16 protein-coding genes and 2 riboswitches are annotated in these 14004 nt (G+C 70.1%); of the genes, 5 read left to right on the plus strand and 11 right to left on the minus strand.

Going from position 1 to position 14004, the window contains the following annotated elements; genetic code table 11:
• The first annotated feature begins 52 nt into the window (after positions 1-52).
• A complete protein-coding gene (locus U5O44_RS19140) occupies positions 53-532 on the plus strand; it encodes a CBS domain-containing protein (RefSeq protein ID WP_322589991.1) in 480 nt (159 codons plus the stop codon).
• On the opposite strand, the gene U5O44_RS19145 is transcribed toward U5O44_RS19140, so the two are convergent.
• On the minus strand, positions 523-1083 hold the full coding sequence (locus U5O44_RS19145) for a HAMP domain-containing protein (RefSeq protein ID WP_322589992.1): 561 nt from the start codon (positions 1081-1083) through the stop codon (positions 523-525). The two genes, U5O44_RS19140 and U5O44_RS19145, sit on opposite strands and share 10 nt — an antisense overlap.
• A gap of 157 nt (positions 1084-1240) precedes the next feature.
• The gene (locus U5O44_RS19150; protein WP_322590532.1) at positions 1241-1717 is read right to left on the minus strand and encodes a chemotaxis protein CheW; all 477 of its coding nucleotides are present in this window, start codon (positions 1715-1717) and stop codon (positions 1241-1243) included.
• 273 nt (positions 1718-1990) lie between these two features.
• Between U5O44_RS19150 and aroC the strand changes: the two genes are divergently transcribed.
• A complete protein-coding gene (gene aroC / locus U5O44_RS19155; protein WP_322589993.1) occupies positions 1991-3100 on the plus strand; it encodes a chorismate synthase in 1110 nt (369 codons plus the stop codon).
• Between the two features lie 26 nt (positions 3101-3126).
• Here aroC and U5O44_RS19160 read toward each other — a convergent pair whose 3' ends face one another.
• The 5 genes from U5O44_RS19160 to U5O44_RS19180 form a co-directional block, all read right to left on the minus strand.
• Entirely contained in the window at positions 3127-3387 is a 261-nt protein-coding gene (locus U5O44_RS19160; RefSeq protein ID WP_322589994.1) for an STAS domain-containing protein, read from the minus strand.
• The gene (locus U5O44_RS19165) at positions 3378-3767 is read right to left on the minus strand and encodes a response regulator (protein ID WP_322589995.1); all 390 of its coding nucleotides are present in this window, start codon (positions 3765-3767) and stop codon (positions 3378-3380) included. Before U5O44_RS19165 ends, U5O44_RS19160 begins: the two co-directional genes overlap by 10 nt.
• Positions 3768-3787: 20 nt before the next feature.
• Complete coding sequence (locus U5O44_RS19170; RefSeq protein ID WP_322589996.1) at positions 3788-4654, minus strand: HlyD family secretion protein; 867 nt, start codon at positions 4652-4654, stop codon at positions 3788-3790.
• 111 nt (positions 4655-4765) lie between these two features.
• The gene (gene ypfH / locus U5O44_RS19175) at positions 4766-5464 is read right to left on the minus strand and encodes an esterase (protein WP_322589997.1); all 699 of its coding nucleotides are present in this window, start codon (positions 5462-5464) and stop codon (positions 4766-4768) included.
• A gap of 40 nt (positions 5465-5504) precedes the next feature.
• The gene (locus U5O44_RS19180; RefSeq protein ID WP_322589998.1) at positions 5505-6584 is read right to left on the minus strand and encodes a threonine aldolase family protein; all 1080 of its coding nucleotides are present in this window, start codon (positions 6582-6584) and stop codon (positions 5505-5507) included.
• Positions 6585-6740: 156 nt separating this feature from the next.
• Between U5O44_RS19180 and U5O44_RS19185 the strand changes: the two genes are divergently transcribed.
• From U5O44_RS19185 to U5O44_RS19195, 3 genes are read left to right on the plus strand one after another with little or no spacing between them, the layout of a single operon-like run.
• Positions 6741-7145, plus strand: coding sequence for a COG4315 family predicted lipoprotein (locus U5O44_RS19185; protein WP_416222198.1), 405 nt, complete (start codon positions 6741-6743; stop codon positions 7143-7145).
• Between the two features lie 21 nt (positions 7146-7166).
• Positions 7167-7736 (plus strand): RNA polymerase sigma factor, encoded by a 570-nt coding sequence (locus tag U5O44_RS19190; RefSeq protein ID WP_322589999.1) that lies wholly within the window; start codon positions 7167-7169, stop codon positions 7734-7736.
• A 2-nt stretch (positions 7737-7738) separates the two neighbouring features.
• On the plus strand, positions 7739-8656 hold the full coding sequence (locus tag U5O44_RS19195; RefSeq protein ID WP_322590000.1) for an anti-sigma factor family protein: 918 nt from the start codon (positions 7739-7741) through the stop codon (positions 8654-8656).
• Here the strand turns inward: U5O44_RS19195 and gcvP are convergent.
• The 4 genes from gcvP to U5O44_RS23085 all read right to left on the minus strand — a co-directional run bounded on the left by gcvP (position 8596) and on the right by U5O44_RS23085 (position 13919).
• Positions 8596-11508, minus strand: a complete 2913-nt coding sequence (gcvP, locus tag U5O44_RS19200) for an aminomethyl-transferring glycine dehydrogenase (RefSeq protein WP_322590001.1) — start codon at positions 11506-11508, stop codon at positions 8596-8598. The genes U5O44_RS19195 and gcvP overlap by 61 nt on opposite strands.
• A 113-nt stretch (positions 11509-11621) precedes the next feature.
• Positions 11622-11993: a glycine cleavage system protein GcvH gene (gcvH, locus tag U5O44_RS19205; protein WP_322590002.1), complete on the minus strand. Its 372-nt coding sequence runs from the start codon at positions 11991-11993 to the stop codon at positions 11622-11624.
• A gap of 68 nt (positions 11994-12061) precedes the next feature.
• The gene (gene gcvT, locus U5O44_RS19210) at positions 12062-13201 is read right to left on the minus strand and encodes a glycine cleavage system aminomethyltransferase GcvT (protein WP_322590003.1); all 1140 of its coding nucleotides are present in this window, start codon (positions 13199-13201) and stop codon (positions 12062-12064) included.
• Between the two features lie 57 nt (positions 13202-13258).
• Positions 13259-13394, minus strand: a riboswitch (glycine riboswitch).
• Between the two features lie 10 nt (positions 13395-13404).
• A riboswitch (glycine riboswitch) is annotated at positions 13405-13510 on the minus strand.
• Positions 13511-13532: 22 nt separating this feature from the next.
• Positions 13533-13919, minus strand: coding sequence for a nuclear transport factor 2 family protein (locus U5O44_RS23085; protein ID WP_416222224.1), 387 nt, complete (start codon positions 13917-13919; stop codon positions 13533-13535).
• Positions 13920-14004 lie beyond the last annotated feature (85 nt).

Here is a 14004-nt window from a genome sequence, read left to right on the forward strand (position 1 = left end):
TCCAGGTTCCAGTTTTCCCTGCAGCATCCAGATTCAAGATCAAGAGGTCACCATGAAAGTCAGCGACATCCTGCGCGTGAAGGGCAACACGCTCTTCACCGTCACCCCGGACCACCCGCTGGCCGAAGCGATCACGGCGATGGCCGAGAACGACATCGGTTCGCTGGTCGTGATGGAGCATGGCGATCTGGCCGGGATGCTGACCTTCCGCGAAGTGATCCAGGCCATCGTGCGCAATGGCGGCGTGGTGGGCAAGATGCTGGTGCGTGGCGTGATGGACGACCATCCGCTGACCTGCACCCCCGGGACCGAGATCGACGAAGTGCGCCGCATGATGCTGGAGCGGCATGCGCGCTACATGCCCGTGATGAGCGCGCGCATGCTGATGGGCGTGATCTCGTTCTACGACGTGGCCAAGGCCGTGGTCGACAGCCAGGACTTCGAGAACCGCATGCTCAAGGCCTACATCCGCGACTGGCCAGCCGATGCGACCGAGCCGACGGCCACCGACCCGGTGCGCGATCAGGCCTGACGGACCACCAGACGCAGGTGCGTGCCGGCACGGGGCTGTGCTGGTGCGCTGCCCGTGGTCTGCAGTTCGGCATGGGCAGCGAAGGCTTCGCCGCTCTGGCGAAGTTGCTCGGCGATGCGCTCCAGCGAGTCCCGGGGGACGTTGCGCGAAGGCTGGGACGGGCTGGCGCTGCGGGTCGACTCTTCCGGCAGCACCACGGCCAGATAGTCGCCCAGCTCCTCCAGCGCCACCAGCAGGCGCCCTGCCTCGTCCAGCCGGTCGATGCGCACACGTTCGCCGTACTGACCGCGGACCAGTGCCTGTGTCAGCTGGCGTGCCTTGTCCAGTGGCCGGAGCACGCTGCGGGCATTGATGTGGTGCAAGACGCATCCGCTGCCGATCGCCAGGCACATCAAGGCGCCTGACAGCAGCGCGAAGCTCTTGCTCGCCGCAGGGCCCTCACCGATTGCCGCCCAGGCCAGCATCAGCGCCCCAGTGGCCAGCGCCAGCGGTAGCATGGTGCCGAAGGCAAGCCGAGCGCGGATGGACATCTGCCGAAAGTGGTGTTCCATGGTGCGATTCCTCCGTTGGTTCCTTGCGCCTCCCGTAGGGTGCGAAGTAACAAAATGTTTGATTTGCACCATGCCACAAAAAAGGCACGCAACCCTTAAGGGCGCGTGCCTGAAACGGGTCACTGGCGGACCCGCGGCTGGAATCGGTGGGGCAGGCTCACATGTCGGACACCGAGGAACTCAGGCCCAGGTCGGCGCTGCCCATGAGGCGTTCGATGTCGAGCAGGATCAGCATCCGGTCCTGCAGACTGGCGATGCCGGTGATGAAGCTGGTGTCCTGCCGGGTGTCCATGTCCGGAGCGGGGCGCACGGCTTCGCCGGGCAGCTCCAGCACATCGGACACCGAGTCCACCACGGCACCGACCACCCGCCCGCGGATGTTCAGCACGATCACCACCGTGAAGCCGTTGTACTCGGCGCTCTCGCAGCCGAACTTGATGCGCAGGTCGACGATCGGCACGATCACGCCGCGCAGGTTCACCACGCCCTTGAAGCAGGACGCTGCGTTGGCGATGCGGGTCGGCGCCTCGTAGGAGCGGATTTCCTGGACCTTGAGGATGTCGATGCCGTATTCCTCCTGTCCCAGGCGGAATGTCAGGTACTCGCCTCGCAGGTGGCTGGTGTCGGCGGCCATCTGGCCAGCCGCTCCGGGGCGTTGCGTGGGGGCATTGCTGGCGCTGGCCGCGGTGCGGGAGGGGGTCTGGTGCTGAAGGGTCGTGCTCATCTTGGTCCTTGATGTGCGATTTGCTTGAATTCTCACGGGCTGCAGCGCGTGCAATGGCTGAAGCAGCGGGGGATAGGGGGCGTAGTTCGCAGCGCAGACCGCCGCCTACAATCCAGCCGTTCGTCTCGTTCGCTTCGTTCCCCTCGCGGGAGCTGTCATCCCCCCATCGCACCCCCTCGCACCATGTCCGGCAGCACCTTCGGCCTCCTGTTTCGCGTCACCAATTTCGGCGAAAGCCACGGCCCGGCCATCGGCTGCGTCATCGACGGCTGCCCGCCTGGACTGGCGCTGTCCGAGGCCGACATCCAGCCCGACCTGGACCGCCGCCGTCCCGGCACTAGCCGCCACGTCACCCAGCGCAACGAGCCCGACCAGGTCGAGATCCTCTCCGGCGTCTACGAGGGGCTGACCACCGGCACGCCGATCGCCCTGCTGATCCGCAACACCGACCAGCGCAGCAAGGACTACGGCAACATCCTCGACACCTTCCGTCCGGGCCACGCCGACTACACCTACTGGCGCAAGTACGGCCTGCGTGATCCGCGTGGCGGCGGGCGGTCGTCGGCACGGCTGACGGCGCCGATGGTGGCGGCCGGTGCGGTGGCCAAGAAATGGCTGCAGGCGCAGCACGGCACGACCTTCCTCGGCTGGATGAGCCAGCTCGGCCCGATCGAGATCCCCTTCGAGGACGAGGCGCAGATCCCGCAGAACCCCTTCTTCGCCCCCGGCATCTCGCAGATCGAGGCGCTGGAGACCTACATGGACGAGCTGCGCCGTGCGGGCGACTCCTGCGGCGCGCGCATCCAGGTCGTCGCACGCGGCATGCCGGTCGGGCTGGGCGATCCGCTGTTCGACAAGCTTGATGCGGACGTGGCCTACGCCATGATGGGCATCAATGCGGTCAAGGGCGTCGAGATCGGTGCCGGTTTCGCGTCGGTGGCCCAGCGTGGCACCGAGCACGGTGACGAGATGACCCCCGCGGGTTTTCGCAGCAACAACGCCGGCGGCGTGCTCGGTGGCCTGTCGACCGGGCAGGATCTCGTGGTGTCGATCGCCATCAAGCCGACCAGCTCGATCCGCACCCCGCGCGACTCGGTCAACCGGGCTGGCGAGCCGACCACGGTGGAGACCTTCGGCCGCCACGACCCCTGCGTCGGCATCCGGGCCACGCCGATCGCCGAGGCGATGCTGGCGCTGGTGGTGATGGACCATGTGCTGCGGCACCGGGCGCAGTGCGGCGATGTGGTGCTGCCGATCGGGCCACTGCCAGGCAGCACGCCTGCGGCAGACTGAAACCGTTCGGGTCGTCAGGGGGGCGTCTAGCGCAGCAGATCGCCCAGACCGCTGCGCTGCAGCACCTCGGACATCGCCGCTGAAGGTTGACGCAACCGCAGGCCGCGGCCCTGCTCGATGCGGCTGCGGCGCAGTGCCAGCAGCAGCTGCAGCCCCGAGGTGTCGCAGGCGCCGACCTGCGACACATCCAGCGTGTCGTCCGGGCCGGCGAGTGCCAGCCAGTCGAGCAGCTGCGCCTGACGCCTGGCGGCGTGGCGAATGGTCAGGTCGCCGTCGATCACGGGCACAGCCGCGCCACCGCGTCCACCAGCTGCGAGGGCTGGAACGGCTTGGTGATCCAGGCCCGCACGCCGGCCGCGCGTCCTTCGGCCTTCTTCGCCTCCTGCGACTCGGTGGTCAGCATGATGATGGGGGTGAAGCGGTGGTGGGCGGTGGTCTTGACGTGGCGGGCAAAGCTCAATCCGTCCATGCGCGGCATGTTGACGTCACAGACGATCAGCGCCGGCGGGTGGGTGTCCAGCCTGGCGACGGCGTCTTCGCCGTCCACGGCTTCCACCACCGAGTAGCCGGCCTTCTGCAGCGCCAGCTTGACGACCGTGCGGAAACTGCTCGAATCGTCGATCACCAGGATGGTCTTGCCAGGCGGCAGGGTGTGGGGCGTGGTCATGGGCAAGGCCTCGGTCGTGTTCAGAAAAACTCGACGCTGCCAGCCTGGGTCGGTCCTTCAGGCAGACCGCAGTGGCGCGTGTGCTGCTCCTGCATCGTGTAGGAGCGTTCGAGTTCGGCCAGCCAGCGCATGGCGTCGGCGTGGCTGGCGTGTTCGTTGCGGCGCATCCACTCGGTGAAACGCTGCATGTCGCGGGCGACATTGGTGAGGGTCTGGTCGAGCCGGTCCTGGAACTGCATGCCCAGCAGCACCCGCTCCAGATCCTTCTCGATGCGCACGCTCAGCGACTGCAGCGCACAGGCCGCGATGTCAGGGTCGACCTGCTCCACGCCCAGCTCGGCCAGTGACTGGCGTGCCTGGGCGAGGGCCCGGTCCTGCCGGGCATGGTCGCTGCGCGTGTCCGCGGCCACCTGCTGCGACAGCAGGGCCAATGCCGAGCGGGTGTCGTCCAGGCGTTGCAGGGGCGGGGCGTGTTCCGGCAGGGCACCACGCAGATCGGCCTCGATCGCGTCGAGCTGCACCAGCGATTCGGCGAGCTGGGCCAGCAGCTGTTCGCGGCGCTGGTGGGTGATGTCGACGGCCGCCAGCAGCTGCGCCAGCACCTGCTCCCGGTGGGCTTCGCTTGCAGCAGAACGCTCGGGGAGCTGGCCCTGGCCCTGGCCCGACACGACGGGGCCGCGCCGGCTGGCCGCCATCACGCCATCGCACAGGCGTGCAAACGATTCGAGCAGATCGCCGACGCCACTTTCCACCGCGATCCGGGACGCCTCGACATGGCGCTGCCATACGGGCACCACCTCGGTGACCATCATGCGCGGGCCTTCGGCCAGCAGGGCGTGGCCTTGCTGGGGCGTGCCATCGCGGTCGGACTGGGGGGGCAGCGGCATGGGCGGGCGGAAAAAGTGGAGGGCAGAGCCCGCACTGTCGCGTTTGTCCCGCTTGCGCAATCTCCGAAATTCAGTGCGGATTGACGCGCAGTTCGTCCCGGGTCGACACGCTCACGCAGATCCGGTGGGCGCGCCAGCCTGGCTCAGCGCCTCGCGCCAGAGCCGGGGCGGCACATGGTGGGTCAGGCGGAAGATGGCCCGCTCCAGCAGCGCCGGATGCAGTTCGTGGCCCACCTCGTCGGCGATGTCGAGTGTGGCGTCACCGCCGTCCAGCCCCGCCACATGCTCGAATGCAGCCGTCGATAGTTGCGCCGGGATGACTGGATCCTGACCGCCGTGGAAGAAATGGAAGGTGGTGCGCTCGGGCGCGGACGCGGGCAGTTGCGCGAAGCGGCCGGAGAAGGCGAGCACCCGCCCGACCAGGTCCGGCGCGGCCGTCGCCGCTTCGAGCGAGACGATGCTGCCCTGCGAGAAGCCGACCAGCGCGGTGGCGGCGGCGCCGACACCGAGCCGCGCCTGGTGGCCGCGCACCCAGTCGATCAGCCCCGGCACGACCGCCTGCACCCGCGCGGCGCGGTTCTCCTCGGTCACCCCGGCGATGGAAAACCACTGCCGGCCCGCCGCAGTGGGCGCCGCGTCGAAAGGCTCGAAGCCGTCCGGCAGCAGCAGCGCCGCCTGCGGGAACGACTGCCGCAGCACCTTGGCCAGCGGCACCAGATCATCGGCCGAGGCACCCACGCCGTGCAGCAGGATGAAGAGTTGAGCGGGGGCGCCCGCGTCGGGCAGGCTCTGCAGCAGTCGAGCGGTCATGGCAGTTCTCGGAATGTGGGAAGGATGGGGTGGCGGGGATTCAGGCGCCGACGCTGGCCCGGGCGATGTCGGCGGCAAAGGCATCGACCGACTCCGGCGTCGTGTCCCACGAGCACATGAAGCGGCAGCCACCGCCCGCGATGAACTGGTAGAAGCGCCAGCCCTGCGCCTGGACCCGGGCGATGACCGCGGGCGACAGTCGGGCGAACACGGCGTTGGCCTGCGGCTCGTGCAGCCGCTGGACACCGGGCACGCCGTCCAGCGCCCGGTACAGCCGCAGCGCCATCGCGTTGGCGTGGCGCGCGTTGGCCAGCCAGGTGTCGTGTTCGAGCAGGCCGAGCCACGGCGCCGAGATGAAGCGCATCTTCGAGGCGAGCTGCCCCGCCTGCTTGACGCGGTAGGCGAAGTCCTCGGACAGCGCGCGGTCGAAGAACACGACCGCTTCGCCGATCGGCAGCCCGTTCTTCGTGCCGCCGAAGCACAGTACATCCACCCCGGCGCGCCAGGTGATGTCGCTCGGGTGGCAGCCCAGCGTGGCGACCGCGTTGGCGAAACGGGCGCCGTCCATGTGCACCTTCAGGTGGCGGCGCTTGGCGATGGCGGCGATGGCGCGCACCTCCTCGACGCTGTAGACGGTGCCGAGTTCGGTGGCCTGGGTGAGGCTGACGACCTTGGGCTTGGGGTAGTGCAGGTCGTTGCGCTTGGTGACCAGCGTCTCGACGGCGTCCGGCGTGAGCTTGCCGAGCCGGGCGGCCGCACTGTCGCTCTCGGCCACCAGCAGCTTCGAGCCGTTCGAGAAGAACTCCGGCCCGCCGCATTCGTCCGTCTCGATGTGCGCGACCGGCGTGCAGATCACCGAGTGGTAGCTCTGGCACAGCGAGGCCAGCGCCAGCGAGTTGGCCGCCGTGCCGTTGAAGACGAAGTAGACGTCGCAGTCGGTCTGGAACAGATCCCGCAGCGCCTCGGAGACCTGCAGGGTCCAGCGGTCGTCGCCGTAGGCGGGCTCGTGGCCGCTGGTCTGCGCCTCCATGAACCAGCGCGCGGCGTTCGGGCACATGCCGGCGTAGTTGTCGCTGGCGAAGTGCTGTCGGGTGGGCGAGGGGGTGGGGGTCGGGATCATGGGCGTGGGCACCTGGGGCGGTCGGCTGGAGCAGTCGGCTGGGGATTGTCGCGCGCTTTTTTTGGCGTTGCAGGGAATGAAACCCGGCCATGCTGTGTTCACCCTGAGGCAAGCCCGCTCAACCTGACCCCTGACCTTGACCCTGGAGTCCGTGCCATGACCTCGATGTCCGTTTCCCCTCTGTCCTTCCGCCGTGCCGGCCTGGCCGCCACTGTCGTGGCGACGCTGGCGCTGGGCGCCTGCGCGATGATGGCGCCGCCGGCGCCGGCCATGACTGCAGGCGGCGTGCTGACCAACGCCGCCGGCATGACGCTCTACACCTTCGACAAGGACGCCGCCGGCCGCAGCGCCTGCAACGGTCCCTGCGCCCAGAACTGGCCGCCGCTCATGGCCGCCGCCGACGCCAAGGCGCCCGCCGACTACAGCGTCGTGACCCGTGATGACGGCAGCCGCCAGTGGGCCTACAAGGGCAAGCCGCTCTACACCTGGGTCAAGGACATGAAGGCGGGTGACACCACCGGCGACGGTTTCAACAACGTCTGGCGCGTCGCCCGCCCGTGAGCTGAACGGCCCTGAGCCGCGATGCCCGTGCCCGCCGACCCGCCGGACCTGATCGCCCACCTGCCGCGCCTGCGGCGGTATGCGCGGGCGCTGACGGGCGATCCAGCCAGCGCCGACGACCTGGTGCAGGACACGCTGGAGCGCGCCTGGGCGCGGCTGCACCAGTGGCGTGCCCCGGCCGAGGGCGATCCGGCGGACCCGTCCGAGCGGCTGCGGGCCTGGCTGTTCACGCTGATGCACAACGTTCACCTGAACCATGTCCGCCGGCAGTTGCCGCCCATCGACTCGCTGGACGACGAGGACGGCCCCGGCGCCCGGCTCGCCGCGCAGCCCGTCAGCGGCGGGCAACTGGAGTCGCTCGGCCTGCGCGACCTGGAGGCGGCGCTGGCGCGGCTGCCGTTCGCGCAGCGCGAGGTGCTGCTGCTGGTCGGCCTGGAAGAATTCAGCTATGCGGAGGCCGCGGCGGTGCTGGACGTGCCGGTGGGGACCGTGATGTCCCGGCTGTCGCGCGCCCGGGCGGCGATGCGCGATGCGCTGGCAAACCCGGCTGCACGCGCTGGAACCGTGAGTGCCCTGAGGGTGGTGAAGTGACGATGGACGCCGAGATTGATCCCGACGAACTGCAGGCCTACGCCGACGGCCGGCTGCCGGCCGAGCGCCGGCTGGCGGTGCAGGCGTGGCTGGCCGCACACCCGGACGCGGCGGCGCAGGTGGGCGACTGGCAGGCGCTGAACCGCGCGCTGCACCTGGGGTTCGACGATGTGCTCAACGAGCCGCTGCCGCTGCATCTGGTCGCGGCGGCGCGCGGGCCGGTGCGCCCGACGCCGGCTGCGCCGCCCGTGCCGCCGGTCCGGCGGCGTGGCGTGCCCGGCTGGGCCACGGCGGCGCTGGTGTGCAGCGTGGTGGGGCTGCTGGCGGGTGGCGCGGGGTATCGGCTGGGGCAGCAGGACGGGCAGCAGACCGCGCGGCTCGCCGCCGCTGCTGCGCCCTCCGGGCCGAGGCTGGCGCGTGACGCGGCGCTGGCCCACGCGGTCTACACGCCCGAGCAGCGCCACCCGGTCGAGGTGGACGCCCGGCAGGCCGACCACCTCGTCGCTTGGCTGTCGAAGCGGCTCGGCACGCCGCTGCACGCACCGCAGCTCGCCGCGTTCGGCTACGAGCTGCTCGGCGGTCGCCTGCTCGCCGCCGGGGAAGGGCCGGTCGCGCAGTTCATGTACCAGGACGCGGCCGGCGTGCGGCTGACGCTCTACGTGCGCCGCGATGCGCCCGCCAGTGCGAAACCGGCCGAGACGCTGACCGCCTTCCAGGTCGCCCGGGAAGGCGATGTCGAGGTCTTCTACTGGGTCGAGGACGGCTTTGGCTACGCGCTGTCCGGTCGGGTCGGGCGGCGGCAACTGCAGGCGGTGGCCGAGGGGGTCTACCACCAGCTCACCGCCACCACGCCCCCGGCTCACTCGCCTGCGTATTCCCCCACCGGCAAGCACGAGCAGAACAGGTTCCGATCGCCATAGACGTTGTCCACGCGGCCTACCGGCGCCCAGTACTTGCCGCGCCGCAGGCTCGCCAGCGGGTAGGCGGCGGTCTCGCGGGCGTAGGCGTGGCCCCAGTCGTTGGCGAGCAGGCTGGCCGCCGTGTGCGGGGCGTTCTTCAGCGGGTTGTCCTCGCGCGGCCAGGCGCCGGATTCGACCTGCGCGATCTCGCCGCGGATGGCGATCATCGCGTCGCAGAAGCGGTCCAGTTCGGCCAGCGGCTCGCTCTCGGTCGGCTCCACCATCAGCGTGCCGGCCACAGGGAAGCTCAGCGTCGGGGCATGGAAGCCGTAGTCGATCAGGCGCTTGGCCACGTCCTCGGCGCTGACGCCGGACGAGTCCTTCAGCGGGCGCAGGTCGAGGATGCACTCGTGCGCCACGCCGCCGCCCTTCACGCCGTCGATGCCGCCGCTGAAGTGGATGTCGTAGTGGTCGGCCAGCCGGGCGGCGATGTAGTTGGCGCTCAGGATCGCGATTTCAGTGGCCGACTTCAGGCCGTCCGCGCCCATCATGCGGATGTACATCCACGAGATCGGCAGCACCGCCGCGTTGCCCAGCGGCGCGGCCGACACGGCGCCAACACCCCCGGGGCGGGTTTCACCGGCCGTCGCATGACCCGGCAGGAACGGCACCAGGTCTTCGACCACGCAGACCGGCCCGACGCCCGGCCCGCCACCACCGTGCGGGATGCAGAAGGTCTTGTGCAGGTTCAGGTGCGACACGTCGCCGCCGAACTCGCCCGGTGCGGCCAGCCCCACCAGCGCGTTCATGTTCGCGCCGTCCACGTAGACCCGCCCGCCGTGCGCATGCACGATCTCGCACAGCTCGCGCACCCGCGGCTCGAACACGCCGTAGGTGGACGGGTAGGTGATCATGATCGCGGCCAGGTCGGCGGCGTGCTTGGCGCACTTGGCGCGCAGGTCGTCCAGATCGACGTTGCCGCCCGCCTCGCACTTGACGACGACCACCTGCATCCCGGCCATCTGCGCCGAGGCCGGGTTGGTGCCGTGGGCGCTTTCGGGGATCAGGCAGATTCTGCGGTGGGCGTCGCCGCGCGAGGCGTGCCAGCCCATGATGGCGAGCAGGCCGGCGTATTCGCCCTGTGAGCCGGCGTTCGGCTGCAGGCTGATGCCGCTGTAGCCGGTGGCTTGGGCGAGCCAGCCGGTGAGCTGCGTGTTCAGCGCGGCGTAGCCAGCAAGCTGCTCGGCGGGCGCGAAGGGGTGGACGTTCGCGAACTCGGGCCAGGTGATCGGGATCATCTCCGAGGTCGCATTGAGCTTCATCGTGCAGGAACCCAGCGGGATCATGCTGCGATCGAGCGCCAGATCCTTGTCCGAGAGCATGCGGATGTAGCGCAGCATCTCGGTCTCGCTGTGGTGGGCGTTGAAGACCGGGTGTGTCAGGTAATCGCTGCTGCGCTGCAGCGTGGCCGGGATCATCGGTGTCATCGTGTCGGCGAACTGGTCGATGGTCGGCGTGGCCTTGCCCTGTGCGAAGACGGCCCACAGCGCCTCGACATCGGCGCGCGTGCTGGTCTCGTCCAGGCTGATGCCGAGCGTGTCGGCGCTGGCGGCGCGCAGGTTGCGGCCGGCCGCGACGGCGGCGGCCATCAGCGCGTCACGCTGGTCGCCGACGGCCACGTGCAGCGTGTCGAACGCCGTGTCGTGCAGCAGCGTCCAGCCCAGCGCCTTCAGCCCCTCCGCGAGGATGGCGGTCAGCACGGCCACGCGCTGCGCGATCCGCTTCAGGCCGATGGGGCCGTGGTAGACGGCGTACAGGCTGGCGACGACGGCGGGCAGCACCTGCGCGGTGCAGATGTTCGAGGTGGCCTTCTCGCGGCGGATGTGCTGCTCGCGCGTCTGCAGCGCGAGGCGGTAGGCGGGCGCGCCGTGGCTGTCCACGCTGACGCCGACCAGCCGGCCGGGCAGCGAGCGCTTGAACGCATCCTGCGTCGCCAGATACGCGGCGTGCGGGCCGCCGGCGCCCACCGGCATGCCGAAGCGCTGCGTCGAACCGAAGGCGATGTCGGCGCCCAGCTCGCCCGGCGAGACCAGCAGCGTCAGCGCCAGCAGGTCCGCGCCGACGATGGCCAGGGCGCCGGCGGCGTGCGCGGCGTCGATGATCGGCTTCAGATCACGGATCTGGCCGTTGACGCCCGGGTATTGCAGCAGCACCGCAAACGCGGGTGCGGCGGCCAGCGAGGCGGCGATCTCGGTGGCATGCACCTGATCGACCGTGATGCCCAGCGGCTTGGCGCGGGTGCGGATGACTTCAAGCGACTGCGGCAGCACGTCGTGCGCGACGACGAAGCGGGTGGCCTTGGACTTGCCCACGCGGGCGGCCAGCGTCATCGCCTCGGCGGCGGCGGTGGCTTCGTCCAGCATCGAGGCGTTGGCGATCGCCATACCCGTCAGGTCGGTCACCATCGTCTGGAAGTTGACCAGCGCCTCCATGCGGCCCTGGCTGATCTCGGCCTGGTAGGGCGTGTAGGCGGTGTACCAGGCGGGGTTTTCGAGCACGTTGCGCAGGATGACGCCGGGGGTCAGCGTGCCGAAGTAGCCGCAGCCGAGGTGGCTGGTCAGCACGCGGTTCTGCGCCGCGAGCGCCTTCAGCTCCGCCAGCGCCTGCGCCTCGGTCAGCGGGGCGGGCAGGTCCATCGGCGCGGGGCGGGCGATCGAGCGCGGGATGATGGCGTCGATCAGCGCGCGGCGGCTGGCCGGGCCGATGGCCGCCAGCATGCGCGCCTCGTCGGCCGCGTCCGGACCGATGTGGCGGGCGGTGAATTCGCTGGCGTTCTCCAGCTCGGCGAGGCGGGGCAGGGCGGTGTGGGGCATGGCGGCGGTGTGTCGGAGCGGCGGTTCAGGCAAAGGCGCAGCCTGGGCCGGGCGGGTTTCGCGCGGCCACAGGCGTGGGCATCGGGGTGGGACCGGGTGAGACCGGTGGTGGATCAGCCCTGGGTGAGGGCGTCGTAGGCGGTGGTGTCCATCAGCGCGTCGAGCTGCGACACGTCCGAGAGCTTCATCTTGAAGAACCAGCCGGCGCCCAATGGGTCGGTGTTGGCCAGCGACGGATCGTCGCGCAGCGCTTCGTTGACCTCGACGACTTCGCCCGACAGCGGGGCGTAGACATCGGCGGCGGCCTTGACCGACTCGACCACGCCGGCGACATCGCCCTGGGCGAAGCTGACGCCGACGGCGGGCAGGTCGACGAACACCACGTCACCGAGGGCGTCCTGGGCGTGGACCGTGATGCCGACCACGGCCGCAGCGGTGTCGTCGGCGTTGATCCATTCGTGGTCGGCGGTGAACTTGAGGGACATGGTCAGGGCTCCTGGGGAAAGGCAATCAAGATTGAAATCAAAGGCGGGGCGGTTGCAGCGCAAGCGCCTCAGCCGCGGAAGTATCGGTGAGGTGCGAAGGGCATCGGCGCGACCTGCATCGGCACGCGCTTGCCGCGCACTTCGGCAAAGAGTTCAGTGCCGGTGACGGCCAGTGTCGCCGCGACGTAGCCCATGGCGATGGGCTGGCCGACGGTGGGGCCGACCGTGCCGCTGGTGACGCGGCCGACGGGCTGCCCCTGGCCATCGACCAGCACCGCGCCTTCGCGCACCGGCGTGCGCTCGCGCCCGGTCAGGCCGACGCGCTTCGTCGCTGCGCCCTGGCCGAGCTGCGCGCCGATCACCGCCGCGCCGGGGTAGCCGTCCGCGCGGGCGCCTCCGGGGCGGCGCACCTTCTGGATCGCCCAGGTCAGGCCGGCCTCGACCGGCGTGGTCAGCTCGTGGATGTCGTGGCTGTAGAGGCACAGCCCGGCTTCCAGGCGCAGCGTGTCGCGCGCGCCCAGACCGGCGGGCGCGACTTCCGGTTCGGCCAGCAGCGCGCGCGCCAGTGCGATGGCCTGCGCGGCCGGCACGGAAATCTCGAAACCGTCCTCGCCGGTGTAGCCCGAGCGGGTGACGAAGCAGTCGGCGCCGGCCAGCGTGAAGGCGCCGCCGCTCATGAAGGTCAGCGCCGCTACGCCCTTGTTCAGCCGTTCCAGTGCGAAGACCGCCTTCGGGCCTTGCAGCGCCAGCAGCGCGTGGTCCGGCATCGGGATCACCTCGCAGCGCGCGCCGATGCGCTCGATCAGGTGGCGGGTGTCGGCGTCCTTGCAGCCGGCGTTGACGACGACGAACAGGTCGTCCGGGCGGCGCGTGACCATCAGGTCGTCGAGCAGGCCGCCCTGGTCGTTCGTGAAGAAGGCGTAGCGCTGCTTCAGCAGGCCCAGATCGACCATGTCCTGCGGCACCAGCGTTTCCAGCGCGGCGGCGGCGTCCGGGCCGACCAGGCGCAACTGTCCCATGTGCGACACGTCGAACAGCGCGGCCGACCCGCGGCACTGGCGGTGCTCGGCGATGATCCCGGCGGGGTACTGCACCGGCATCGCGTAGCCAGCGAACGGCACCATGCGGGCGCCCAGTTCCAGATGGAGTTCGTGCAGCGGCGTCTGCAGCAGCGGGGACGGCGTGGTGGACAGGGTGTCAGCGGACATGGGCAGGCTCTCGAAGGCAACGGATCTTGAACGGATCGGTCCACCGATGACGGTGGTGGTGCCCTCGCTGTCCGCTTTACCTGAGAGATTGACGCGAACCCGGTGGTGCCGGTGGCGCGCTTGCCCCTTCGGTGGACCACGATCGGTGTGGATGGACTCCAGCGCCGCGCGGCCTCTCTCCAGTGAGGTGACGCCCCTTGCGGGGGCGTTTGCCAGTCCTTTTGCCTGAGCGTTCGAAACCCGGTTTCACGGGGCCTCTGCGCCTTCGGCGGCCGGCTCGGGGGCGCGGCTCTCTCCTGGCGGCGTGCAGTTTAACCGCACTTGCGCGGTTTCAGGGCGCGGGTTTTGCGGCTTTGTAAGCGGCCAGGTACGGCGCCAGCCGCTGCCCCATCTCGTCGCCCAGCGCCTGCAGCCCGCTCATCGGCCGCACCATCACCTCGAACTCGGTGATCCGGCCCTCGGCGTCGAACTGGATCACGTCCACGCCCTTGAGCGACTTGCCGTTGACGCTGGCGCTGAACTCCAGCATCACGCTCAGGCCGTCGGCGCTGGCCATCTCGCGGTGGTAGGTGAAGTCCTCGAACACCTTGGCCACGGTGGACAGGATCAGTTGCACCACCTGCGCGCCGGGGTAGGGCGTGTGCGCCATCGGCGAGCGGAACACCGCCTTGCGGTGCAGGATCGCGCCGAGTTCGCTCAGGTCGCCCTGGGCCACCATCGTGTGCCAGTGCGCGAGGCTCTTCGCCACGGCGGCCGGCAGGCGCTCGGTCAGCGTGGCGACCGGCGCCGCCTGCACGCGGGCC

The sequence above is a fragment of the Sphaerotilus sp. genome (assembly GCF_034519685.1).
Classification (GTDB): domain Bacteria; phylum Pseudomonadota; class Gammaproteobacteria; order Burkholderiales; family Burkholderiaceae_C; genus Sphaerotilus.

Coding starts and splice junctions, on each gene's coding strand:
- U5O44_RS19185 (WP_416222198.1), top strand. CDS start 6,741: ATGACCTCGATGTCCGTTTCCCCTCTGTCCTTCCGCCGTGCCGGCCTG.
- gcvT (WP_322590003.1), bottom strand. CDS start 13,201: ATGTCCGCTGACACCCTGTCCACCACGCCGTCCCCGCTGCTGCAGACG.
- U5O44_RS19190 (WP_322589999.1), top strand. CDS start 7,167: ATGCCCGTGCCCGCCGACCCGCCGGACCTGATCGCCCACCTGCCGCGC.
- U5O44_RS19170 (WP_322589996.1), bottom strand. CDS start 4,654: ATGCCGCTGCCCCCCCAGTCCGACCGCGATGGCACGCCCCAGCAAGGC.
- U5O44_RS19150 (WP_322590532.1), bottom strand. CDS start 1,717: ATGGCCGCCGACACCAGCCACCTGCGAGGCGAGTACCTGACATTCCGC.
- aroC (WP_322589993.1), top strand. CDS start 1,991: ATGTCCGGCAGCACCTTCGGCCTCCTGTTTCGCGTCACCAATTTCGGC.
- U5O44_RS19195 (WP_322590000.1), top strand. CDS start 7,739: ATGGACGCCGAGATTGATCCCGACGAACTGCAGGCCTACGCCGACGGC.
- U5O44_RS19180 (WP_322589998.1), bottom strand. CDS start 6,584: ATGATCCCGACCCCCACCCCCTCGCCCACCCGACAGCACTTCGCCAGC.
- U5O44_RS19165 (WP_322589995.1), bottom strand. CDS start 3,767: ATGACCACGCCCCACACCCTGCCGCCTGGCAAGACCATCCTGGTGATC.
- gcvP (WP_322590001.1), bottom strand. CDS start 11,508: ATGCCCCACACCGCCCTGCCCCGCCTCGCCGAGCTGGAGAACGCCAGC.
- U5O44_RS23085 (WP_416222224.1), bottom strand. CDS start 13,919: ATGGTGGCCCAGGGCGACCTGAGCGAACTCGGCGCGATCCTGCACCGC.
- U5O44_RS19140 (WP_322589991.1), top strand. CDS start 53: ATGAAAGTCAGCGACATCCTGCGCGTGAAGGGCAACACGCTCTTCACC.
- gcvH (WP_322590002.1), bottom strand. CDS start 11,993: ATGTCCCTCAAGTTCACCGCCGACCACGAATGGATCAACGCCGACGAC.
- ypfH (WP_322589997.1), bottom strand. CDS start 5,464: ATGACCGCTCGACTGCTGCAGAGCCTGCCCGACGCGGGCGCCCCCGCT.
- U5O44_RS19145 (WP_322589992.1), bottom strand. CDS start 1,083: ATGGAACACCACTTTCGGCAGATGTCCATCCGCGCTCGGCTTGCCTTC.